Raw genomic sequence first — 22,570 nt, forward strand, 5'->3', positions numbered from 1 at the left:
GGAACAGGAACCCGAACCGCCTGTCAGACACAAGCAATGAGCGATCCAATTATAGGCTTGACCGAGTGGCTGCAGACCGCGCCTGGGCAATACCTGCTCGGCTGGGAGCAGGCCCAGTTCGACTTGACGGTGGCCGATCTGTTTGGCTACAACGCCTTGCAGCTCGGCCTGCCCGAGCTCGACACCTTGCGCGCCAACCGCATGCCCCACCGCTGGCAGGCCTTGCCCGAGGAAGCATCGCGCTCGGGCGTCCCGCAGGCCGAGGTCGCCCTGCCGGTGGCGCCCGACAAAGATCTGAACGGCGAGGCGGCCCGCCCCAGGGTGGCGCGTGTGCACCTGGTGACCAACGCCGCGGCCTTGCCGTTTCCCGCCGCCAGCCTGGATCTGCTGGTGCTGCCGCACACACTGGAGCTCAGCGCCGACCCGCACCACGTGTTGCGCGAGGTGGAGCGGGTGCTGGTGCCCGAAGGCCGGGTGGTGATCTCCGGTCTGAACCCGGCCAGCCTTTGGGGCTTTCGCCAGGGGCGCGGCCACCTTTGGTCGCGGCTGCGCCTGCCGGGCGCCACACCACCCAAGCTCTACCTGCCCGAAGCGGGCGATTTCATCGGGCCCTGGCGGCTGCGCGACTGGCTGAGGCTGCTGAGTTTTGAAGTAGAGTCGGATCGCTATGGCTGCTACCGGCCCGCGGTGAGCACCGAAAAATGGTTGCAGCGCACCGCCTGGATGGACCGCGCCGGCGCCCGCTGGTGGCCCATATTTGGCGCCGTCTACTTCGTGGTGGCGGTCAAGCGGGTACGCGGTGTGCGCCTGCTCGGCCCGGCCTGGAAACCGCGTCGCGCCGGCGCCACCGCCAGCCCGGTGCCGGTCGCGAACCGCCACTGAGCAACATCTCTGGCGCCTTCGGGCGCCTTCGCCATTCTGGAAACATTGAAGCCATGAGCCTTGACCATGTGATCCTCTACACCGACGGCGCCTGCAAGGGTAACCCTGGGCCGGGTGGCTGGGGCGTGTACCTGAAGGCGGGCGGACATGAGAAAGAGCTCTGGGGGGGCGAGCGCAACACCACCAACAACCGCATGGAGCTCACCGCGGTGATCGAAGGCCTGGCGGCGCTCAAGCGGCCGTGTCGCGTGGCCGTCTACCTGGACAGCGAGTACGTGCGCAAGGGCATCACCGAGTGGATCCATGGCTGGAAAGTCAAGGGCTGGAAAACCGCTGCCAGGCAGCCGGTGAAGAACGCCGACCTGTGGCAGAGGCTCGACGCCTTGACTCACGACGGCGTGCATCACATTGAATGGCACTGGGTGAAGGGCCATGCGGGTGACCCGGGCAACGAACGAGCCGATGCGCTGGCCAACCGCGGTGTACCAGTCTGAGGCTCGAAGCCAGACAAAAGGAGCCGCTGCCAGCCGGCCAACGCTGATGCATCGCAGCTAGGGTTGGCATTTCACCACCCCCGCCGAGCCGTTGGTGAGGGTGTCGTTGCTGCGGCTAGCCTGCGGGCGAAAGCTGGTGGTGCCCGCGCCAGAACACCGCCTGCAACCTCAGGCCTCTGATCCGACACCCGCCGCCCACCTTGACCCAGGACAAGGTGGTGCCGCGTGAGCGGTCTAGGATGAACTGTGGGTCTGATGCTGGCGTGCGCGGCGCGCTGGTTTCTTGGGCCCTGGAGAGGAGGCCACATGACCACCGTGCTGGACCCGGTGCGACTGGCCCAGGCGTCCAGCAGTGTGCTGGCGCTTGGTCAAGGCAGCGCTGCGCAACTGCAGGCGGTGCAGCAAGAGCGCTTGAGCGCCTTGCTCGCCCACGCTCGGGCAGGCTCCCGCCTGTACCGCGAGCGGCTGCAGGGCCTGCCCGACGACGCGTCTGCGCTGCTGGCGCTGGCGCCGGTGCACCGCGATGAGCTGATGCACCGCTTCGCCGACTGGGTGACCGACCCGGAAATCTCCCTGTCGGCGCTAAAGGCCTTCACCGCCGATCCGAGCCGCATCGGCGACCCTTTTCTCGGGCGTTACTTGGTGTGGGAGAGCTCAGGCACCAGCGGTGAACCGGGCATCTTTGTGCAGGACGCAGCGTCGCTGGCCGTGTACGACGCGCTGGAGACGTTTCGGCGGCGACCCGAAACCGGGTGGCGCCGCCTGCTGGACCCCATGGGCCTGGGTGAACGGCTGGCCTTTGTGGGGGCCACCAACGGCCACTTCGCCAGCCAGGTCACCATCGAACGCCTGGCCCGGCTGCAGCCCTGGCGGGCATCGAGCATCCGCAGCTTTTCCATCCTTCAGCCTATGGACAAATTGGTCGAGGCATTGAATACGTTTGCGCCCACCATCATCGCCAGCTACCCCACCGCCGCGCTGGTGCTCGCTGAACAGGCGCAGTGCGGCGCGCTGGGCGTTCCCCTCAGAGAAATCTGGACTGGTGGCGAAACTCTGGGCCAAGGTGCTCGCCAGCGCATTGAGCAGGCCTTTGGTGCTGAGCTGCGCAACAGCTACGGCGCCTCGGAGTTTCTGGCCATGGGATGGGAGTGTGCCGAAGGCCGGCTGCACCTCAACACCGACTGGTTGTTGCTGGAGCCAGTGGACGAACAAGGTCGCGCCGTGCCGCCCGGTCAGGTGTCGCACTCGGTGCTGCTCACCAACCTCGCCAATCATGTGCAACCCCTCATCCGCTATGCGCTGGGGGATCGCGTCAGCGTGCAGACTGCGCCCTGCGCCTGCGGGAGCTCGCTGCCGACGATTGAGGTGGTGGGACGGCATGACGACATCCTGCGGCTGCGTGCTCGCTCGGGACCGGTGGTGGCGTTGCTGCCGCTGGCGCTGTCGACCGTGATGGAAGAAGAAGCAGGTGTGTTCGACTTCCAGATCGTGCAACGCAACGACCATACGTTGCTGGTGCGACTGCCGGAGCAGGGTGCTGCAGGGCGGGCGACCCTGGCGCGCTGCAGGCGCGCGCTGCAGGCGTTTACGCGCGAGCAGGGCGCAGTGCCCATAACCGTGGTGGGCGAGCTGGGTCAGGCGGTGCCGCGGGGGCGCAGTGGAAAGGCGTGTCGGGTTGAGGTGCGCCGCAGCTGATCAGATCGCGCCATCGAACATCATCACGTCGACCACACCGCCCGCCGCCACATTTCCTTGCTCATGGTGCAGCACGATCAAGCCGTTGGCCTCGACCATGGACCGCAGCACGCCTGAGCCCTGGTTGCCGGTGGTGCGCACCTGCAGCTGTCCTTGTGCGTCGCGGGTGACGATGCCGCGCTGGTATTCGGTGCGTCCAGGTTTCTTGCGCAGTGGTTCGCTGCTGAGCGCCTGCAGCAGCAGCGGCTCGCTGCTGGTAGCACCCATCAGCCGCAGCAGGGCCGGGCGCACAAAGGCCAGGAAGGTGACCATGACCGCGACCGGGTTGCCGGGCAGACCAAACAAGACGGCAGACCTCTGGTTTTCTGTGATGCTGCCGACAGCCATGGGGCGGCCTGGCCGCATGGCGATGCGCCAGAACACCACGTCGCCGAGTTGTTTCATCATGGCCTTTGTGTGGTCGGCTTCGCCCATGCTCACGCCGCCGCTGGTGATGATGGCGTCGGCCTGGGCGGCCGCATCGCGAAACGCGGCCTCCAGCGCCACCGGCTCGTCCTTGACCACACCCAGATCGATCACCTCGGCGCCGAGGCGACGTAGCAGGCCAAACACCGTATAGCGGTTGCTGTCGAACACGGCGCCCTCGCGTGGCACATCGCCCAGGCTGAGAATCTCGTCGCCGGTGGAAAAGTACGCCACGCGGATGCGCCGAAAGACCTGCACCCCGGGCAGGCCCAGGCTGGCGATCAGACCCAAAGCCGCCGGGCCCAGCCGCTGCCCGCGGCGCAGCGCCGGTTCACCGGCCATCAGGTCTTCGCCCGCAAATCGGCGGTTGTCACCGGCTTTGACCACTCCGGGCGGCACCACCACATCCTCACCCACGGTCTTCACGAACTCCAGCGGCACCACCGTGTCCAGGCCTGGCGGCATGATCGCGCCGGTCATGATCTTCAGGCACTCACCCGCGCCCACCGTGCCGGCCCAGGCCTTGCCGGCGTATGCAGTGCCAGCCACGCGCAGGGTCAGCGGCTGATCGGGCGACAGGGCCGCACTGTCAAACGCAAAGCCGTCCATGGCCGAGTTGTCGTGTGGCGGCACGCTGATGGGCGAAACCACGTCCTGCGCGAGCACCCGATCGAGCGCATCGAACAGGCCCACGGTCTCGGCCTTGGTGACCGGCTCGACCAGGCGCGCCAGAAACTCATTTACCCGGTCGGCCGGCAAGGCCTTGGGGTCATAGCCCTGCAGTTCGGCCGCGATTTGCTCGATGGTCTTCATGGGCTCAGCCTCTTAAGACTTCTCCAGCGCGTGCAGCTCGGCCAGGGTGTTGGTGTTGCAAAAGGCGCGCGGATCGTCGCCTGGGCGATCGAAGGGCACCAGCACTGTCTTGTGTTGCTCGGTCCAGCGATCGATCTTGCGTCCGCCGCTTTGTGTGAACGCCACCAGGCTTTCCAGCAGGTGCACGCGCATCAGGCAGAACACCGGTTGCGCCCGCAGCTGTCCGTCTTCCTCCCGCGCCGCTGCCATGGCGATCTCGGTGGTGTCGTCATCGAACGCGGCGGCCAGGCGACTGGCCAGGTCCATGGGGAACAAGGGAGTGTCACAAGGCACCGTGAGCAGGTAAGGCGTTTCGCAGCGCTCCAGCCCGGTCATAAAGCCGGCCAGCGGGCCGGCGTAGTCGCTCAGCGTGTCCGGCCAAACCGGCGCACCAAAGGCCTCATAGGCGGCCAGGTTGCGGTTGGCGTTGAGCATCAGCTCACCGATGTGCCTGCCTTCCTGCATCTGCAGGCGCAACACGGTGTGCAGCGCCAGCGGCGTGCCGTTGAAGTTCTGCAGGCCTTTGTCGACACCGCCCATGCGCGAGCCCCGACCGCCGGCCAGCACCATGGCTGTGATTTCAGATGGTTGGATCAAAAGTGATTTCCTCAAAGTGAAGTGTCCTGCTCAGCACAAGCCGTGGAACCGGCTTTGCCGTGCCACAGGCTTGGCCCCCTGGGGGGTGATGGCGAAGCCGGCGCAGGGGGGGGCGCTTGTTCACCCCCCGATGTAGCTCATCTCGACCCGCCGCTTGCCGTCACTGGCCGCATCGGGCGGTAGGCTGGCGCGCAATTCGGAGTAGCGGTCGCTTCGGCCTTGCCAGATGCCGGCGATGGCGCTGGCCAGTTGTTCGTCGGTAGTGTTGCCGCGCACCAGTGGCTTGAGGTCGTGCCCCTCGCTGGCGAACAAGCACAGATAGAGTTTGCCTTCGGTGGACAGGCGTGCGCGGTTGCAGTCGCGGCAGAACGCCTGGGTCACGCTGCTGATCACGCCGATTTCACCCGATCCGTCGGCATAGCCCCAGCGCTCGGCGGTTTCACCTGGCGCTGCCGCGTCAAGCTGCACCAGCGGCAGCTCGCGCTGGATGTGCGCCACGACCTCGGCGCTCGGCAGCACCTCGTCCATGCGCCACCCGTTGGTGGCGCCCACGTCCATGTATTCGATGAAGCGCAGCACCACACCCGTACCCTTGAAGTGCCTCGCCATGGGCAAAATTTCGTGGTCGTTGGTGCCGCGCTTGACGACCATGTTGACCTTGATCGGTCCCAAACCTGCCGCCTGCGCAGCCTCGATCCCGCGCAGCACGTCCTGAACCGGGAAGTCGACGTCGTTCATGGCGCGAAAAACCGTGTCGTCCAGGCCGTCCAGGCTGACTGTCACGCGTTGCAGACCGGCATCTTTGAGTGCCTGCGCCTTGCGCTCCAGCAGCGAACCGTTCGTGGTGAGCGTGATGTCCAGCGGCTGGCCCTCTACCGTGCGCAGATCGGCGAGCTGGCCAATCAGCACTTCGATGTGCTTGCGCAGCAGGGGCTCGCCGCCGGTGAGGCGGATTTTTTGCACGCCGTGAGCGACGAACTGGCGCGCAACGCGGGTGATTTCCTCGAAGCTCAGCAGCGCGCTGTGAGGCAGGTAGGGGTAGTCCTTGTCGAACACCTCTTTTGGCATGCAGTAGCTGCAGCGGAAATTGCAGCGGTCGGTCACGCTGATACGCAGATCGCGCAACGGCCGGCCCAAGGCATCGCCCAGTAGGCCGGTGGCCGGGACGACTTGGGTGGGCAAGTTGATGGCGCGCGAGCGGCTGCGCTGGTCGACCAGGGGAATCACGCGTTCGGACATGACCCGATTATGGGCGACGGCGTGCTCTCTGCTCGCTGGCGAGCCCTTCGGACCTTGGGGTCATGCGGTGCCGACGCGGGTGAACAGGGCGGTGTTCTGCGCCAGCCACTCGGCCGACAGGTTACTGTGCTGCTGGCTAGGGTGGAAGTCCGGGCGGAAATAGGCGCGCCAGGGCTGGAAGCTGAGACGCAGGAGCCCTTTGCTACCCATCATGTGCCGCACCGCGCTCGACCAGGTGCCCCATTGCCAGAGCGTGCCGTCGCGCCGAAGGTTGTCGACCGTCTGGCGCAGGGTATCGGTCAGGAAAATCAGGGTAACCCGGCGCATCCAGGTCTTTCGCCACGAGTGACTGCCGCCCAGCGCTTGGTAAAGGTCGAAGGCGGTGCATTTGTGCTCGGACTCTTCGGCGCTGTGCCACAGCCACAAGGCTTTGAGGCGCGGTTCGCAGCCATCCAGTACCTCGGTATGGGACAACAGCCATTCGGCAAACAGAGCCGTGAAGTGTTCGTTGGCGGCCGTGATGGCCAGGGCGTGACGCGCGTCGCTGCCTTCGACCAGCTTTAAGCGCTCGCGGGCTCGCGGTTCCCAGGCATTGACCAGGCCATGCTGCTCGATTTGTGCGTTGAACAGGCTGTGGATGCGTCGGTGCGTGGCCTCCTGGCCGACAAACCCCTGCATTTCAGCCTGCCAGCGTGGCTGCTGATCGGCCGGCAGGGCTTTAAAGCCGTTGCGTACCGCGTCGATGAAAAACTGTTCACCGAGCGGAAAACTCATGGACAGCGCGTTGAACCAAGCGGTAAGAAAGGCATCTCCGCCGCACCAGTGGCGGCCCACAGGTTGCTCCAGATCGATCAGCAGGCGGCGCACGACAAGTTCACTCATAGGAAACATGTTCGCACAGCACGCGCCTAGATCAAGCACTCGCCCAGCAAAAAGGCCCGCATTTGCGGGCCTCTTCTGTCGTCTGCGCGACGGATCCCATGCTGTCAGGCTGCCAGCGGCAGGATGGGCACGATGAGCAGGGCCACGATGTTGATGATCTTGATCAGCGGGTTGATGGCTGGACCAGCCGTGTCCTTGTAGGGGTCGCCTACCGTGTCACCGGTCACCGCGGCCTTGTGAGCTTCGCTGCCCTTGCCGCCGTGGTGGCCGTCCTCAATGTACTTCTTCGCGTTGTCCCAGGCGCCGCCACCTGTGCACATCGAGATCGCCACGAACAGGCCGGTCACGATCGTGCCCATGAGCAGGCCGCCGAGGGCCTTGGGGCCCAGGAAAACGCCGACCAGGATCGGCACCACCACCGGCAGCAGACTGGGGATCACCATTTCCTTGATGGCAGCTGTGGTCAGCATGTCAACCGCGCGGCCGTACTCGGGCTTGGCCGTGCCTTCCATGATGCCGGGGATCTCCTTGAACTGGCGGCGCACCTCCACCACCACCGCGCCCGCAGCGCGACCCACGGCCTCCATCGCCATGGCACCGAACAGGTAAGGAATCAGGCCACCGATGAAGAGGCCGATGATGACCATCGGGTCGCTCAGGTCGAAACGCACCTGGTGACCGTAGGTTTCCAGCTTGTGGGTGTAGTCGGCAAAGAGGACCAGCGCAGCGAGGCCAGCCGAGCCGATGGCATAGCCCTTGGTCACCGCCTTGGTGGTGTTGCCTACCGCGTCTAGCGGATCGGTAATGTCGCGCACGCTGCTGGGCAGTTCGGCCATTTCAGCGATGCCACCGGCGTTGTCGGTGATGGGGCCATAAGCGTCAAGCGCTACCACGATGCCCGCCATGCTCAACATGGCCGTGGCGGCCACGGCGATGCCGTACAGACCGGCCAAAGTGTAGGCGGCGATGATGGCCACGCAGACGAACAGCACGGGCCAGGCGGTCGAGCGCATGGACACGCCGAGGCCGGCAATGATGTTGGTGCCGTGGCCGGTGGTGGAGGCCTGGGCGATGTGCTTCACCGGGGAGTACTGGGTGCCGGTGTAGAACTCGGTGATCCAGACCAGGGCAGCGGTCAGCACCAGGCCCACGGCGCACGAACCCCAAAGGCGCAGCTGGCTGCCGGTGGCGGTGATCGCGTTGTCCGGCATGATCCAGGCGGTGACGAACCAGAAGGCGATGAGCGACAACACGCCAGCAATGGCCAGGCCTTTGTAGAGCGCCGGCATCACGTTCTTCATGCCCGGGCTGGCCTTGACGAAGGTACAGCCGACGATGGAGGCCAGGATCGACACAGCACCCAGCACCAGCGGATACAGCACCGCGTTCATCGGTGCGGCGGCGACCATCAGGGCGCCCAGCACCATGGTGGCGATCAGCGTCACGGCGTAGGTCTCGAACAGGTCGGCGGCCATGCCCGCGCAGTCACCCACGTTGTCGCCCACGTTGTCGGCGATCACCGCCGGGTTGCGGGGGTCGTCTTCGGGAATGCCAGCTTCTACCTTGCCCACGAGATCGGCTCCGACGTCGGCGCCCTTGGTGAAGATGCCGCCGCCCAGACGCGCAAAGATGGAGATCAGCGAAGAGCCGAAGGCGAAGCCGATCAACGGATTCAGCAGTTTGGCGAGGTTCTGGTCGGGGGTGAAATTGCCGTTGCCCACCAGGAACCAGAAGAAGCCGGCCACGCCCAACAGGCCCAGACCGACCACCAGCATGCCGGTGATGGCGCCGCCGCGGAACGCCACATCGAGCGCCGGGCCGATGCCTTTGGTCGCGGCCTGAGCGGTGCGCACGTTGGCGCGCACCGAGATGTTCATGCCGATGAAGCCACAGGCGCCCGAGAGCACTGCGCCGAGCACGAAGCCGATGGCGGTCACGGTGTCGAGGAATGCCCCGATCAATACGGCAAGGATCACGCCCACCAGCGAGATGGTCTTGTACTGTCGAGCCAGGTAGGCCGCGGCACCGGTTTGAATCGCTCCGGCGATTTCCTGCATCCGGGCGTTGCCCGCGTCCTGGGAAAGGATCCAGCTGCGGGACCAGAAGCCGTAGATCACCGCCACCAGACCACACACCAGCGCAAATATCAGCGCACTTTGACCAACCATATTTTTCTCCTGCTCGTTTGGACTTGGAGGGGGCAACGCCTCCGGGGCTGCCCCCGCTGCGTTGCTTCCTCGTCTCCGTTTGCAGCACTTTTGATAGCAGCTGAGCAGGGCGATTGGCCAACACAGCGAATTTAGCTGCATTCGCACGCGCCCCGCAATGCTCTGGCGAAAGAAGTAAGGCAGGAATCAGTAAAATCAGGGTAAATCCTAGGCTGTGCGCAGCAGCTGATCGACCCGTCGGGCTCGCGCGCCATGCGCGGGCGCAGCCTTCGTTTCCAACCAACCTCCGAAAACAGCATGTCTCTCGACAACGTGACCCCTGGCAAGAATGTCCCCGATTCGTTCAATGTGGTCATCGAAATCCCGATGAACGCCGATCCGATCAAGTACGAGGTGGACAAGGAAACCGGCGCCATCTTTGTCGACCGCTTCATGAGCACGGCCATGCACTACCCGACCAACTACGGCTATGTGCCCAAGACGCTGTCAGGTGATGGCGATCCGGTGGATGTGCTGGTGATCACGCCCGTGCCGCTGATCCCTGGCGTGGTTGTGCCATGCCGTGCCATCGGCATCCTGATGATGGAAGACGAAGCCGGCGTGGACGGCAAGGTGCTGGCCGTGCCGATCGACAAGATCCTGTCCCTCTACACCCAGTGGCAGAAGCCCGCCGACCTCAACCCGATGCGGCTCAACACCATCCAGCATTTCTTTGAACATTACAAAGACCTGGAGCCTGGCAAATGGGTCAAGATCCTGGGCTGGGAAGGCCCTGAGGCGGCGCACAAGGAAATCCTGGACGGCGTGGCGAACTACCAAAAAGAAGCCCAGTAACCGAGCCGAGTTCTCTTCGGCGCAAGCCGTTGAGGCAAAAACATAAAAAGGCCTGTGCGGGCAACCGCACAGGCCTTTTGCTTTGAGATGATGGCTCAGTTCGAGGGTGCGTCAATGTCGCCGCGGTACTCGATCTTGCCGCGCACGCGGGCGCGTGGATGCATGTCGATCAGCTCGTCGTAGCTGGCGTCGCCGATCAGCGTGGCCGAGCCAGTGATCTCCAGCGCTTTGCGCGCGATCACGGTACCGATCACCTTGCCCTCGATGAATACATGGTCGGCTTCCAGCCGGGTGTTTTCGATCACGCCGGTTGCTCCAACATGGATGGTGCCGCCGGTCTCGAAGGTGATGTTGCCCTTGAGCTGGCCATCGACCTTGATGCCCTGGTCCCGCGTGGTGTGGAAATTGCCGTCGAACACCGCGCCTTCGGCGATCAGGCTGGTGACGGCGCTCAGGCGCTCGGCGGGCACGAGGCGTGTGCTGGCGGGGGGGTGGCTCATGGGTTCAAGGCTCCTTGCTGTGTAACCAGTTTTCGGGCATGAGGATTGGGACGAGCAGGACGTCTTCCTCGGAGGGCAATGGGCTGGCTGGTGGCGCTATCTGCGGCGCCGCCCAGCGGCTGTCCAAGCGCAGCACCAGGGCGTCCTGGTCGGGTCGTCCCAGCTCGAGCGGCTCGCCTTCGGCCGTGAGTTGAGGATCGGGCGCCATGGGCGCCGGGCGGGTGGGCTGAAGTGGTGCAGGCGACGCGGTCTGCGAGGCGGCTGGCGCCAGCTGGCGAGCAAGCAAACGGTTGGCCTCGGGCATCAGCCAGGTAACCAGCCACGCCGCGCTGCCCAGCACCACGGCAGAGGGAAGCAGGTAGCGCCACCATGCCCACACCAGCCAGCGCCAGGCGAGGCGACGGCGTGCGACCTGGCGATCGCGCACCCAGCTGGCCTGCAGCGTGGCCACGCGCAACGCTTCGGCAGAAGGCGCCGGCTGCGATTGGGTGGAAGAGGCGGCTTGTGGCCACAGCATGGATGTCCGTCAGAGGCGTCAGACGTTGGACTTTTGACTGGGCGCCACACGCTCTAGCGTGGCGTTCAGGCTGGCACCATTGACCTGGATGCGGCCGTAGCGCACCAGCCCGTGCACATCGGCCGTGTCGTGCAGCGACACCTCGCCTTGTCCCGAATCCAGAATGCCTTCGGTGTGACCCATGACGGAAATCTTGTGGGCCGTGATGTCACCTTTTACGCGGCCGGTTTCGGTCACCACGACGCTGGTCAGCGTGTCGTTGGCCTGCTGGAGGTTGCCGTCCACCTGACCCGCGACACTGAACGGGCCGCGCAGGATGGCGTTGCCCACGAAATGCATGCCGTCGGCCAGCAGGCTGCGGGGCTGTCCGCTCTCACCGTCCACGTTGAGCTGCGGGCTGCCGAGCACCGGCATCTGCGCTGCGAGCGACGTTGGCATGGCCGTGCCCACGTCAACCGACAGCCCACCACCTGTGTTGGAGTCGGTCTGGTTGTTCATGCCATCGTTGGCGTCCGAGGGGTTGGTGATGTCGTTGTTGTCTTGTTGGTCCATGGCCTCATCCAAGTGGCGGTCGGGTTGCTGGTAACGGGTGGATTTCATGGCTTGCGGCGCTACTGGCGTTCAGGGTTGTCCGGGCAAGGCGTCTTGCAGCTCGGGCAATGTGGCGCCTAGTTTGAGTGTCTTGAAGGGTCCTTGCAAGTCGGCGCCTTCGTACAGCTGCAGGCGCCGCGCGAGCAGGGTGCCGGTGGACACGCCGGTTTTGGACACATAGGCCATGCCGTGACATTCGAGACTGGTCGCGTGTGCATCGGCGTTCGGGTCACCCAGTCGCCCGAACAGGTAGAGATCGCCAAACACCTGGATGCGGCCTCGCACCGAGCCGCCGGTCCAGATGATGAGGCGGCCGTTGACGCGCAGGTGTCCCGAGACCTCGCCCTGTACCAGCAAACCGCCCTCGAAGGTGAGATCGCCGCCAAGCGCTGATCCGGCGGCCACCCGGTTCACCACATTCATGGCGATCGGGTCGATGGTCAGCGTGTCCTGAGGCGTCTTCAGACCCATCGCAATAGACCCCAGGCCAGGGCCGATACGGCCAGGCTGCTCAGCCCGAGTGCGGCGATCCAGAAAGCGTGACGCTCCAGTCGGCAGCGCCAGGAGCTTGGGCGCAGGCGTGGCTCACCCACCGGAGCGCAGGCCCGGGTGTTGATGACCCACTCGCGCCAGCTCGGGCTGAGGGACACATCGCCACTGTCCATCGTGGCCCGCAGGCCCTCGCCAGCGGCCACCGGTCTGGCGACCCGGCGCCCCAATAGCACCGACAGCGGCGCGCCGACGATGGTCTGGGTGAAAAAGGCGTCTGCTTCGGTCATCAAGGCCTGAGTTTACCCACTGCCTGCCGGCTCACCGCCACGCGCACGGGCGTGGCAGCAGAGATACCGCCGTGTCATGAGAAAGTGTTCAGGCGGTCCCGCCGGGCTGGGGGCTCTTGAGCGGCGACCGGCTGGACAGGTGGGTCAGGTACTGATCAATGCCCTGGCCTTCGCGCTCCAGAAAGCGCTCCACGGCATCGGCGAACGACGGGTGCGCCAGCCAGTGGGCGCTGGTGGTGCGGACCGGCAGCAATGCCCTGGCCATCTTCTGCTCGCCCTGGGCGCCCCCTTCGAAGCGGGTGACGCCGTTGGCGATGCACCACGCCAGGGGCTGGTAATAGCATGCCTCGAAGTGCAGACAGTCCACTCGCTCCAGAGCGCCCCAGTACCGCCCGTAGGCCACCTGGCGCGAAACGTCGAGGGCGATCAGGCTGCTGGCGATGGGCTGGCCGTCGCGCTCGGCAATGAACATCAGCCAGTTCTGTGGCATGTCGCGCGCCATGCGCTGGAAAAACACCCAGTTCAGGTAGGGCGCATTGCCGTGCTCCAGGTAGGTGCGCTCGTAGCAGCGGTAGAAAAACGCCCAGTCGGCCTCGGTGATACAAGCACCTTCTGCATGCCGGAAGCTCACACCCGCCTCGGTTACCTTACGCCGTTCTTGCCGAATTTTCTTTCGCTTTTCCTGTACCAGGCTGGCGAGAAAGTCGTCGAAGTCGGTGAAAGGCCTTGGTGCGGACTCGCCCCCGGGCCGCCCCAAGGCGGGGCCATCCCCCTCGGGGAGCGTGGGGACCACGTTCTTCCAGTGAAACTGCACCGTGTGGCGCAGCAACATGCCAGCTTCTTCACAGGCCTTCACGTCATGCGGCTGCACAAAGAGCAGATGCAGAGACGACAACTGCTCGTCTCGCGTGTGCTGGATCAGGGCTTCGACCAGGGCTGTGCGCGCTGGTGCATCCCGCGCGAGCAGGCGGGCGCCGGGCACCGGTGTGAACGGCACGGCCACCAGCGCCTTGGGGTAGTAGTCCAGGCCGTGCTGGGCGTAGGCGTTGGCCCAGGCCCAGTCGAACACGTACTCACCATACGAGTGGTTTTTCAGGTACAGGGGGCAGGCCGCTTGCAGCGTGTCGCCGTGCCACAAGGTCAGGAACTGGGCCTGCCATCCTGCTGGATGGCGGGCGCAGCCGCTCTCGTGCATTGCCAGCAGGTAGGCGTGTTGGAGAAAAGGGCTGGCATCGGGCTCCAGCGCCAGCAGAGCGTTCCACTGAGTTGCGTCGACCTGGGCCGGCGAGGAGAAAACCCGGGTGACATAATTCGCAGCGGCCACTTCAGCACCCACCGGCGGTTCGGGCGAACGCCGCCGATGGCGACGCCTGGCCATGCGAGCTGTACCTTCTGGGGGCAGCCGACCAGGCCCATTTTTCACATCTCATGACCATCCCAATTTGCATCGCCCAGCTCAACTTCGTGGTGGGCGACATGGCGGGCAATGCCCGAAAAATCATCGATGCGGCGCAGACGGCACACGCCCGCGGCGCGCGCCTGCTGCTCACGCCAGAACTCTCTCTGTGTGGCTACGCGGCCGAAGACCTGTTTCTGCGCCCGGCCTTCATCGACGCCTGTGATGATGCCCTGAAAGCGGTGGCGCGTGAGACGGCCTCACTCAAAGGCCTGACGGTGGTGGTGGGTCATCCGGTGCGCCCTGCCACGCTGCTGGCGGGTTGGGATGCGCGACGCGAGCGAAGCGTGTCGGTGGCAGGGCTCTACAACGCGGCGAGCGTGCTCTTTGAGGGCCAGGTGGTGAACACCTACGCCAAGCGCGAGCTGCCGAACTACCAGGTGTTTGACGAAAGGCGGTATTTTGTGCCCGGGCAGGACACATGCGTGTTCGACGTCACCGGTGCCGACGGCGCGCTCCTGCGTTGTGGGCTGCTGATCTGTGAAGATGCCTGGTTCGACGAACCAGCGGCGCAGGCAAAGGCGGCCGGCGCCGACTGCCTGGTGGTCATCAACGCCTCGCCGTTCCATACCGGCAAAGGCGGTGAGCGCGAAGACACCATGCGGCACCGCGCTCAGGCAGTGGGCTTGCCGCTGGTCTATGCCCACCTGATCGGCGGGCAGGACGAAATCGTGTTTGAGGGCCGCTCGTTTGTACTGGATGCCGAAGGCGCGTTGCGGGGACGAGCCATCAGCTTCGAAGAAACCTTGTTCGACCTGGCGTTCACCCACACGGCCACCGGCTGGCACATTGACGCTGAAACCGACCGCGCACACAGCACCGAGGCCGATCTCTGGCACGCGCTGGTGCTCGGCGTTCGCGACTACGTGGGGAAAAACGGGTTTCCCAGCGTTTTGCTGGGCCTGTCCGGCGGCATCGATTCGGCGCTGGTGCTGGCCATCGCGGTCGATGCGCTGGGCAAAGACCGCGTGCGCACGGTCATGATGCCGTCGCCCTACACGGCAGACATCTCCTGGATCGACGCGCGCGACATGGCACAGCGCCTGGGCGTGCGTTACGACGAAATCGACATCGCGCCGCACTTCGAGGCGTTTCAGGCCAGCCTCGCTCAGGAGTTTGCCGGCCTGGCGGCCGACGCCACCGAAGAAAACCTGCAAGCCCGCATCCGCGGCACGCTGCTCATGGCGCTGTCCAACAAGTTTGGCGGTATCGTGCTGACCACTGGCAACAAGAGCGAAATGGCCACCGGCTATTGCACGCTGTACGGCGACATGGCGGGGGGCTTTGCGGTGATCAAGGATGTGGTCAAGACGCTGGTGTTCCGCCTTGCGAAGTGGCGCAACCAGCACGACCCGTTTGGCACCGGAGCCAACCCCATCCCGGAACGCATCATCACCCGCCCGCCCAGTGCCGAGTTGCGGCCGGACCAGCAAGACCAGGACAGCCTGCCGCCCTACGACGTGCTCGATGCCATCATCGAGCGCTACATGGAAAACGATGAAAGCCCGGCGCAGATCGTGGCCGAGGGCTTTGATGCCGCTGCGGTCGACCAGGTGGTGCGCCTGATACGCATCAACGAGTACAAGCGACGCCAGTCCCCAGTGGGCATCCGCGTGACGCACCGAGGCTTTGGCCGCGACTGGCGCTACCCGATCACAAGCAAGTACCGGGCTTAGGTGCCCATGAGGGCGGGGGAGGTGAGCGTTAGCACCGAGCGCATCTGTCCCACATCATCCCCCGCTGCGCTCCTTATCGGGGGAGGCAGTAGCGCGGCCAGCGCTACTCGGCTGGTTTCGTCAGTCCAGCCGAGCTGCTCCAGCGCATCCACCAGCGCCACCATCAAGGGCGCCATCTGCCCGTCGCTGCACTTGGCGGCGATACCGATGCCGCGGCTGAAGCTGGCGATGGCCCGAACGCCGTCGGCACCCTCCTTGCTCACCCAGTCACCTCGGCCAGCCTGCATCAGGATCAGGTCCCTGCGGGCGGCTCCGCTGACCAGCTCCGGGTGCGTGACCATGGCCCGGGCCACTCTGTGCGGCGCAGCGCCATAGCGCGCGTCTTCTCCGGCCAGGGTGAGGCGGGCGAAGGCTTGCGCCAGCGCGCGCAGCGGCAAGGCGAAGTTGGGGGCGCCGCAGCCGTCGATGCCCCGCACGAGCTGGTCCGCTGGTATTCCGGAAAAGTGGCTCACGCTGCGAATGATTTCCGCTTGCACCGGGTGATCGCAGTCCAGGTAGCCGCTCAGCGGTGCCCCGAGCGCGTGCGCCAGCAGCAACATGCCAGCGTGTTTGCCCGAGCAGTTGTGTTGCAGGCGCGAATAGGTGGCGTCGGGTGGTGGCGTCTGACCCAGGGCGGCGTAGAAATACGGCGTGTGGCAGCCGCAGGCCAGCGCGGTTTCGTCTGCACCGATGCGCGCGAGCAGGGCGGCGACGCCCTCTACGTGCATGGGCTCGCCGCTGTGGCTGGCGCAGAGCAGGGCAATGTCGGCGTCCGACAGCACATCGCCGTGGCCTAGGCGCGCCATCAGCGGCATCACCTGGAAAGGCTTGAGCGCTGACCGGGTAAACACGGGGTAGTTCACATCGCCCGCGCTTGCAAGCAGGATGCCGTTCGCGTCCACCACCGCGATCGAACCGAAGTGAACGTTTTCGGGATGATCGCCCCGGTCGGTGACGGCGATGGGTACATGGTGAGGCAGTGCATGGGGCATGGCCAGCATTGTCACTGGCTTGCTGGGCTTCGTGTACCGGGGCGCGGTGACACCCAGCCATGGAGCTGCGTGATACAGTTTTGTCTCCCCCCACGCCCTCAGGGCACCCAGGAGTTACGCGCATGAAGCAGATCACCGCCGTCATCAAGCCATTCAAACTCGAAGAGGTTCGCGAAGCCTTGGCCGAGCAGGGCGTGACCGGCCTGACCGTGACCGAGGTGAAGGGTTTTGGCCGTCAGAAGGGCCACACCGAGCTGTATCGCGGTGCGGAGTATGTGGTGGACTTTCTGCCCAAGGTCAAGGTCGAGGTGGTCGTCAAGACCGACGATGTCGAGCGATGTGTCGATGCCATCGTGCGCGCTGCGCGCACCGGCAAGATCGGCGACGGCAAGATCTTCGTTACTTCGGTGGACCGGGTGGTGCGCATCCGCACCGGCGAAGAAGACGAAACCGCGGTCTGACCGGCTTCAGATCGCGTCCAGCCGCGGCTCGGGCGCGAGCCCGGCGGCTTGCACCAGCGCAGGCAGCAGCGATTCCAGATCGGTGCCGACGCGGATCAGCTCCATCTGCCATTCGCTCATGAATTCCTGTTCCACGGTGTGCGAGAGGAATTGCAGCAAGCCGTCGTAATAGCCTGACACGTTGAGCAGACCCACCGGTTTGTCGTGGTAGCCCAGCTGGCGCCAGGTCCAGACCTCGAAAAATTCCTCGAAAGTGCCGATGCCGCCGGGCAGGGCCAGAAACGCGTCCGCCCTCTCGGCCATCAGCCGTTTGCGCTCATGCATGTTGTCCACCACATGCAACTCAGTACAGGCGTGGTTGGCCCATTCCTTTTCCACCAAAGCCTGGGGGATCACGCCGACCACCGTGCCGCCCGCATCCAGCGTGGCCTGCGCGACCCGACCCATCAGCCCGTTGCGACCGCCGCCATAGACCAGCTGCCCCTGATGGCGACCGATCCAATGCCCGACCTCTGTGGCCAGCTGCAAATACGCGTCATCGGCGCCTGGACGGGAGCCGCAGTAGACACAGAGGGAGAAGGCAGGGGTGCTCATGGTGGGTGGAGGGTGAGTCAGGTGAAGCGCGCCCACAAGGCCGCAGCCCAGGTAGCGCCACACAGTAGCAAACTGAGCAACACGGCGGCACTGCCCATGTCCTTGGCGCGCTTGGACAGGTCATTCCATTCCGGGCCGATGCGGTCGATGGCGGTCTCGATGCCGGTGTTGAGCAGTTCGACCACCATCACCAGCACCACCGTGCCGGCCAGCAGCGCCACCTCGACCCAGGTCCGCCCCAGCCAAAAAGCAGCAGGCAGCAGCAGCAGGGCCGCCAGAGCCTCCTGCCGAAACGCGGTCTCGCCCCAGCCCGCCTTCAGACCCGCGAGCGAGTAGCCGAAGGCGTGGCGCATGCGGGTGAGCCCAGTGCGCCGCTTTTGCGCGTCCACGGCTTCGCGGCGGTCGGCAGCGGTCATGGGGTGGGTGCGCTCACGGCCGAGCGGCGGCGCTTGGGGCCTTCGGGTTGCTTGTGGTGCACCAGGCGGGTGCCAGCCAGGGCGTCGTGCAGGAACTGGCGCTGGGTGTGGAAGCGAGACAGCAGCGCCCAGACCAGCACCCAGCCCATCACGATCACGGTGAGCTCGCCACCGGGCAGGCCATACAACCCGCCCAGCGCCAGTGGCGGCAGCAGCCAGAGCCAGGAGAGCACATAGCGCCACAGCGCTCGCGCCTGGGTCAGCGCTTTACCCTGGGCGTCGACCACCCGGATGTCCCAGGTTTTCATCGCCAGCGTCTGGCCCTTGGCCCAGAACCAGGTGAAATAGATGCCGAATACGACAAACAGGAAAGCCTGCTGCAGATGCCGGTTGTCCAGCGCATTGCGGGTCTGGGTGAGGGTAGAAAACAAATAGCCGGCAATGAACACCACGCCAAACATCAACATGCCTTCGTACAGCCAGCAAGCCATGCGGCGGGTGAGCGAGGGCGCCATCAGCGGACTGGACGCAGGAGTGGGGGATGCGATCTGGGACATGTTGAGGAAGCTGCAAAAGCCCTGGAATTGTCGCATCGAGGCCAAAACCCGCCTCGCCCAAGGCCGCTGAGGAGGCTGCAAACTGCCTAAAGATGCCGCTGGGCGAAAAAATCGTTCGTTGCAGTGCGATAATGAAAGGCTGCAATTCAACAAGGCAAACGGGTCAAGGTCCGGTGGAGTATGCGTCCGCCCATGTCCTTGGCCTCAAGTCCCGACACCGCTTCACAAGAGCTGGCGCAGGGGCACCCAAGGTATTTCGTCAGAGAAATTCTCGAAAGGTTCATCATGGAAATCAACAAGGCCGAACTGGCCTCTGCGGCCGCTGCGAGCGGCACGCCTCCCTTAGAACTCCGCGGTGGAGAAATCCTCGTCAAAGCGCTGCAGGCCGAAGGTGTCAAGTACATCTGGGGCTATCCCGGCGGCGCGGTGCTCCACATCTACGACGCGTTCTACAAGCAGGACACCATTCAGCACGTGCTGGTGCGCCACGAGCAGGCGGCAGTGCACGCGGCTGACGGCTATGCCCGCGCCACGGGCGAAGTGGGCGTAGCCCTGGTCACTTCCGGCCCGGGCGTGACCAATGCGGTCACCGGCATCGCCACGGCCTACATGGACAGCATTCCCATGGTGATCATCACCGGCCAGGTGCCCACGGCCGCGATCGGCCTGGACGCCTTCCAGGAATGCGACACCGTGGGCATCACCCGCCCCATCGTCAAGCACAACTTCCTGGTGAAGGATGCGCGCGACATGGCGATGGTGATGAAAAAAGCTTTTCACATCGCGCGCAGCGGCCGTCCCGGCCCGGTGGTGGTGGACATTCCCAAAGACGTGTCGTTCAACAAGGTGCCCTACACCGGCTACCCCGAGTCGGTGGAGATGCGCTCCTACAACCCGGTGCGCAAAGGCCACGGCGGCCAGATTCGCAAGGCCTTGCAGCTGCTGCTGACTGCCAAGCGACCCTACATCTATACCGGCGGTGGCGTGTTACTGGGCAATGCAGTGCAGGAACTGCGCACGCTGGTCGACCTGCTCGGCTACCCGGTCACCAACACCCTGATGGGTCTGGGCGCCTACCCGGCTTCGGACAAGAAGTTCCTGGGCATGCTCGGCATGCACGGCACGGTCGAGGCCAACAATGCGATGCAGAACTGCGACGTGCTGCTGGCGGTGGGCGCGCGGTTTGATGACCGGGTGATCGGCAACCCCAAGCACTTTGCGCAGAACGAACGCAAGATCATCCACATCGACATCGACCCTTCGAGCATCTCCAAGCGCGTCAAGGTGGATGTGCCCATCGTCGGCGACGTGAAAGACGTGCTGACCGAGCTGATCAACATGGTGCGCGAAACCAAGACCCGCATGGACGGTCAGGCGCTTGCGGGCTGGTGGTCGACCATCGAGGCCTGGCGCAGCAAGGACTGCCTGAAGTACGACCACGGCAAGGGCGACGTGATTAAGCCGCAGTACGTGGTAGAGACGCTGTGGAACATGACCAAGGACGTCGAGGCCTACATCACGTCCGACGTCGGCCAGCACCAGATGTGGGCCGCCCAGTACTACCGCTTCGACGAGCCGCGCCGCTGGATCAACTCCGGCGGGCTGGGCACTATGGGCGTGGGCATTCCCTATGCCATGGGCATCAAGCTGGCCAAGCCCGAGGCCGAGGTGTTCTGCGTTACGGGCGAAGGCTCGGTGCAGATGTGCATCCAGGAGCTCTCGACCTGCCTGCAGTACAACACCCCGATCAAGATCTGCGCGCTCAACAACCGATTCCTCGGCATGGTGCGGCAGTGGCAAGAAATTGACTACGAAGGCCGTTACAGCCACAGCTACATGGACGCGCTGCCCAACTTCGTCAAGCTGGCCGAGGCCTATGGGCATGTGGGCATGCTCATCGAGCGACCGGAGGACGTGGAGCCGGCGCTGCGCGAAGCGCGCAAGCTCAAGGACCGCACCGTGTTCATGGACTTCCGCACCGACCCGACCGAAAACGTCTTTCCCATGGTCAAGGCAGGTAAGGGCATCACGGAAATGCTACTGGGCTCCGAAGACCTCTGATCCTTCTCCTTCCACCCGCGGCACGCTGCTGCGGGTGGCCCCCGACGAATCTATTTGCAGCCAAGCCTGCGCATTACCGTGCGCAGGGGAGGGCTCAGAAAAGAGGAATCTTTTTCATGAAACACATCATTGCTGTCCTGCTCGAAAACGAGCCTGGTGCGCTGTCGCGCGTGGTGGGCCTGTTCTCTGCCCGTGGCTACAACATCGAGTCGCTCACCGTGGCGCCCACGGAAGACGCATCGCTCTCGCGCATGACGATCCAGACCACTGGGTCGGATGACGTCATCGAGCAGATCACCAAGCACCTCAACCGCCTGATCGAGGTGGTCAAGGTGGTTGACCTCACCGAAGGCGCCTATACCGAGCGTGAACTCATGCTCGTCAAGGTGCGCGCGGTGGGCAAGGAGCGCGAGGAGATGAAGCGCATGGCTGACATCTTCCGCGGTCGCGTGATCGACGTGACAGAGAAGAGCTACACCATTGAACTCACCGGCGACCAAACCAAGAACGATGCCTTCCTGGAGGCGATCGATCGCGGCGCGATTCTGGAGACGGTGCGCACCGGCTCCTGCGGCATTGGCAGGGGTGAGAGAATTCTCCGCGTCTGATTTTCCAAGGCTCAGCCATCCGACCGTTCGGGCTGAGCCTGTCGAAGCCCCTGCGCATGCAGGGACTGTGATGAGCCCTTCGACAGGCTCGCAGTGAACGGCAACACCATTCAAATCCACTGGAGTAAACATGAAAGTTTTCTACGACAAAGACTGTGACCTGAGCCTGATCAAAGGCAAGACCGTGGCCATCCTCGGCTACGGCTCGCAGGGCCACGCACATGCTCAAAACCTGAACGACAGCGGCGTCAAAGTCGTGGTCGGTCTGCGCAAAGGCGGCGCTTCGTGGGACAAAGTCGCCAAAGCCGGTTTGACAGTGATGGAAGTCAACGACGCCGTGAAGGCCGCGGACGTGGTCATGATTCTGTTGCCCGACGAGAACATCGCTTCGGTCTACAACAACAACGTCGCGCCGAACATCAAGCAAGGCGCTTCGCTGGCGTTTGCCCACGGCTTCAACGTGCATTACAACCAGGTCATGCCTCGCGCCGACCTGGATGTGTGGATGGTCGCGCCCAAGGCCCCGGGCCACACCGTGCGTAACACCTACACCCAGGGTGGCGGCGTGCCCCACCTGGTGGCGGTGCATCAGGACAAGAGCGGCAAGGCGCGTGACCTGGCCCTCTCCTATGCCATGGCCAACGGTGGCGGCAAGGCCGGCATCATCGAGACCAACTTCAAGGAAGAGACCGAGACCGACCTGTTTGGTGAGCAGGCCGTGTTGTGCGGTGGTGCAGTTGAGCTGATCAAGATGGGTTACGAGACGCTTGTGGAAGCCGGTTACGCACCTGAAATGGCGTACTTCGAATGCCTTCACGAGCTCAAGCTGATCGTCGACCTGATCTACGAAGGTGGCATCGCCAACATGAACTACTCGATCTCGAACAACGCCGAGTTTGGCGAGTACGTGACTGGTCCGGAAGTCATCAACGAAGAGTCGCGCCAGGCCATGCGCAACGCCCTGAAGCGCATCCAGAACGGTGACTACGCCAAGATGTTCATTCAGGAAGGCCAGTTGAATTACCCGAGCATGACTGCTCGCCGCCGCAACACCGCCGAGCACCAGATCGAGGTGGTGGGTGCTCAGCTGCGCGCGATGATGCCCTGGATCGCCAAGAACAAGCTGGTCGACCAGACGCGCAACTGACCTTCACGATCCGCCGCCCAGGCGGACGGATGCGACAGGCCACTCCGGTGGCCTGTCGCGTTTTCATC

General features: G+C 64.5%; 24 protein-coding genes. 9 read left to right on the forward strand and 15 right to left on the reverse strand.

The genetic code is table 11. The features are described from left to right. Nucleotides 1-36 precede the first annotated feature (36 nt). From GPT34_RS05665 to GPT34_RS05675, 3 genes are all read left to right on the forward strand, one after another. Nucleotides 37-882, forward strand: a complete 846-nt coding sequence (locus GPT34_RS05665) for a methyltransferase domain-containing protein (RefSeq protein ID WP_291010280.1) — start codon at nucleotides 37-39, stop codon at nucleotides 880-882. Between the two features lie 53 nt (nucleotides 883-935). Further along, nucleotides 936-1,376 carry a ribonuclease HI gene (gene rnhA, locus GPT34_RS05670; protein ID WP_291010281.1) on the forward strand — a complete coding sequence of 147 codons (441 nt, stop codon included), beginning with the start codon at nucleotides 936-938 and terminating at the stop codon, nucleotides 1,374-1,376. 306 nt (nucleotides 1,377-1,682) lie between these two features. Continuing rightward, a complete protein-coding gene (locus tag GPT34_RS05675) occupies nucleotides 1,683-3,071 on the forward strand; it encodes a phenylacetate--CoA ligase family protein (RefSeq protein WP_291010282.1) in 1,389 nt (462 codons plus the stop codon). Here GPT34_RS05675 and glp read toward each other — a convergent pair whose 3' ends face one another. The 5 genes from glp to GPT34_RS05700 all read right to left on the reverse strand — a co-directional run bounded on the left by glp (nucleotide 3,072) and on the right by GPT34_RS05700 (nucleotide 9,274). Continuing rightward, nucleotides 3,072-4,349 carry a gephyrin-like molybdotransferase Glp gene (gene glp / locus GPT34_RS05680; RefSeq protein ID WP_291010283.1) on the reverse strand — a complete coding sequence of 426 codons (1,278 nt, stop codon included), beginning with the start codon at nucleotides 4,347-4,349 and terminating at the stop codon, nucleotides 3,072-3,074. Nucleotides 4,350-4,361: 12 nt separating this feature from the next. After that, nucleotides 4,362-4,985: a molybdenum cofactor guanylyltransferase MobA gene (gene mobA, locus GPT34_RS05685; RefSeq protein ID WP_291010284.1), complete on the reverse strand. Its 624-nt coding sequence runs from the start codon at nucleotides 4,983-4,985 to the stop codon at nucleotides 4,362-4,364. A 120-nt stretch (nucleotides 4,986-5,105) separates the two neighbouring features. Continuing rightward, nucleotides 5,106-6,224: a GTP 3',8-cyclase MoaA gene (moaA, locus tag GPT34_RS05690; RefSeq protein WP_291010285.1), complete on the reverse strand. Its 1,119-nt coding sequence runs from the start codon at nucleotides 6,222-6,224 to the stop codon at nucleotides 5,106-5,108. Between the two features lie 60 nt (nucleotides 6,225-6,284). Next, entirely contained in the window at nucleotides 6,285-7,106 is an 822-nt protein-coding gene (locus GPT34_RS05695) for a metal-dependent hydrolase (protein ID WP_291010286.1), read from the reverse strand. A 104-nt stretch (nucleotides 7,107-7,210) separates the two neighbouring features. Continuing rightward, the gene (locus GPT34_RS05700) at nucleotides 7,211-9,274 is read right to left on the reverse strand and encodes a sodium-translocating pyrophosphatase (RefSeq protein ID WP_291010287.1); all 2,064 of its coding nucleotides are present in this window, start codon (nucleotides 9,272-9,274) and stop codon (nucleotides 7,211-7,213) included. Nucleotides 9,275-9,571: 297 nt separating this feature from the next. On the opposite strand from GPT34_RS05700, the gene ppa reads away from it, so the two are divergent. Then, nucleotides 9,572-10,108 carry an inorganic diphosphatase gene (ppa, locus tag GPT34_RS05705; RefSeq protein ID WP_291010288.1) on the forward strand — a complete coding sequence of 179 codons (537 nt, stop codon included), beginning with the start codon at nucleotides 9,572-9,574 and terminating at the stop codon, nucleotides 10,106-10,108. A gap of 95 nt (nucleotides 10,109-10,203) precedes the next feature. On the opposite strand, the gene GPT34_RS05710 is transcribed toward ppa, so the two are convergent. From GPT34_RS05710 to GPT34_RS05735, 6 genes are all read right to left on the reverse strand, one after another. Then, nucleotides 10,204-10,608, reverse strand: coding sequence for a polymer-forming cytoskeletal protein (locus GPT34_RS05710; protein ID WP_291010289.1), 405 nt, complete (start codon nucleotides 10,606-10,608; stop codon nucleotides 10,204-10,206). Nucleotides 10,609-10,612: 4 nt separating this feature from the next. Next, the gene (locus GPT34_RS05715) at nucleotides 10,613-11,125 is read right to left on the reverse strand and encodes a hypothetical protein (protein ID WP_291010290.1); all 513 of its coding nucleotides are present in this window, start codon (nucleotides 11,123-11,125) and stop codon (nucleotides 10,613-10,615) included. Between the two features lie 18 nt (nucleotides 11,126-11,143). Then, on the reverse strand, nucleotides 11,144-11,725 hold the full coding sequence (locus GPT34_RS05720; RefSeq protein WP_291010291.1) for a polymer-forming cytoskeletal protein: 582 nt from the start codon (nucleotides 11,723-11,725) through the stop codon (nucleotides 11,144-11,146). A gap of 21 nt (nucleotides 11,726-11,746) precedes the next feature. Continuing rightward, nucleotides 11,747-12,187 (reverse strand): polymer-forming cytoskeletal protein, encoded by a 441-nt coding sequence (locus GPT34_RS05725; protein WP_291010292.1) that lies wholly within the window; start codon nucleotides 12,185-12,187, stop codon nucleotides 11,747-11,749. Beyond that, nucleotides 12,178-12,495 (reverse strand): hypothetical protein, encoded by a 318-nt coding sequence (locus GPT34_RS05730; RefSeq protein WP_291010293.1) that lies wholly within the window; start codon nucleotides 12,493-12,495, stop codon nucleotides 12,178-12,180. The genes GPT34_RS05725 and GPT34_RS05730 overlap by 10 nt, the downstream gene beginning before the upstream one ends. A gap of 88 nt (nucleotides 12,496-12,583) precedes the next feature. Continuing rightward, nucleotides 12,584-13,819 (reverse strand): GNAT family N-acetyltransferase, encoded by a 1,236-nt coding sequence (locus GPT34_RS05735; protein ID WP_291010325.1) that lies wholly within the window; start codon nucleotides 13,817-13,819, stop codon nucleotides 12,584-12,586. A gap of 104 nt (nucleotides 13,820-13,923) precedes the next feature. Between GPT34_RS05735 and GPT34_RS05740 the strand changes: the two genes are divergently transcribed. Next, on the forward strand, nucleotides 13,924-15,627 hold the full coding sequence (locus GPT34_RS05740; protein WP_291010294.1) for an NAD+ synthase: 1,704 nt from the start codon (nucleotides 13,924-13,926) through the stop codon (nucleotides 15,625-15,627). Here GPT34_RS05740 and GPT34_RS05745 read toward each other — a convergent pair. Continuing rightward, entirely contained in the window at nucleotides 15,624-16,667 is a 1,044-nt protein-coding gene (locus tag GPT34_RS05745; RefSeq protein WP_291010295.1) for an asparaginase, read from the reverse strand. The two genes, GPT34_RS05740 and GPT34_RS05745, sit on opposite strands and share 4 nt — an antisense overlap. Before the next feature lie 113 nt (nucleotides 16,668-16,780). On the opposite strand from GPT34_RS05745, the gene GPT34_RS05750 reads away from it, so the two are divergent. Next, the gene (locus GPT34_RS05750; protein WP_291010296.1) at nucleotides 16,781-17,119 is read left to right on the forward strand and encodes a P-II family nitrogen regulator; all 339 of its coding nucleotides are present in this window, start codon (nucleotides 16,781-16,783) and stop codon (nucleotides 17,117-17,119) included. Nucleotides 17,120-17,125: 6 nt separating this feature from the next. On the opposite strand, the gene GPT34_RS05755 is transcribed toward GPT34_RS05750, so the two are convergent. The 3 genes from GPT34_RS05755 to GPT34_RS05765 are packed head-to-tail and all read right to left on the reverse strand — an operon-like array spanning nucleotide 17,126 to nucleotide 18,686. After that, nucleotides 17,126-17,713, reverse strand: a complete 588-nt coding sequence (locus GPT34_RS05755; RefSeq protein WP_291010297.1) for a TIGR00730 family Rossman fold protein — start codon at nucleotides 17,711-17,713, stop codon at nucleotides 17,126-17,128. Nucleotides 17,714-17,730: 17 nt separating this feature from the next. Beyond that, nucleotides 17,731-18,129 carry a diacylglycerol kinase gene (locus tag GPT34_RS05760; RefSeq protein WP_291010298.1) on the reverse strand — a complete coding sequence of 133 codons (399 nt, stop codon included), beginning with the start codon at nucleotides 18,127-18,129 and terminating at the stop codon, nucleotides 17,731-17,733. Further along, entirely contained in the window at nucleotides 18,126-18,686 is a 561-nt protein-coding gene (locus GPT34_RS05765; RefSeq protein WP_291010299.1) for an RDD family protein, read from the reverse strand. Before GPT34_RS05765 ends, GPT34_RS05760 begins: the two co-directional genes overlap by 4 nt. A gap of 285 nt (nucleotides 18,687-18,971) precedes the next feature. Between GPT34_RS05765 and GPT34_RS05770 the strand changes: the two genes are divergently transcribed. The 3 genes from GPT34_RS05770 (at nucleotide 18,972) to ilvC (ending at nucleotide 22,502) form a co-directional block, all read left to right on the forward strand. After that, entirely contained in the window at nucleotides 18,972-20,747 is a 1,776-nt protein-coding gene (locus GPT34_RS05770; RefSeq protein ID WP_291010300.1) for an acetolactate synthase 3 catalytic subunit, read from the forward strand. A gap of 116 nt (nucleotides 20,748-20,863) precedes the next feature. After that, on the forward strand, nucleotides 20,864-21,355 hold the full coding sequence (gene ilvN / locus GPT34_RS05775; protein ID WP_291010301.1) for an acetolactate synthase small subunit: 492 nt from the start codon (nucleotides 20,864-20,866) through the stop codon (nucleotides 21,353-21,355). A gap of 130 nt (nucleotides 21,356-21,485) precedes the next feature. After that, nucleotides 21,486-22,502 carry a ketol-acid reductoisomerase gene (gene ilvC, locus GPT34_RS05780; protein WP_291010302.1) on the forward strand — a complete coding sequence of 339 codons (1,017 nt, stop codon included), beginning with the start codon at nucleotides 21,486-21,488 and terminating at the stop codon, nucleotides 22,500-22,502. Nucleotides 22,503-22,570: the final 68 nt, after the last annotated feature.

This window comes from Hydrogenophaga sp., from assembly GCF_011390835.1.
In the GTDB taxonomy this organism is placed as follows: Bacteria; Pseudomonadota; Gammaproteobacteria; order Burkholderiales; family Burkholderiaceae_C; genus Hydrogenophaga.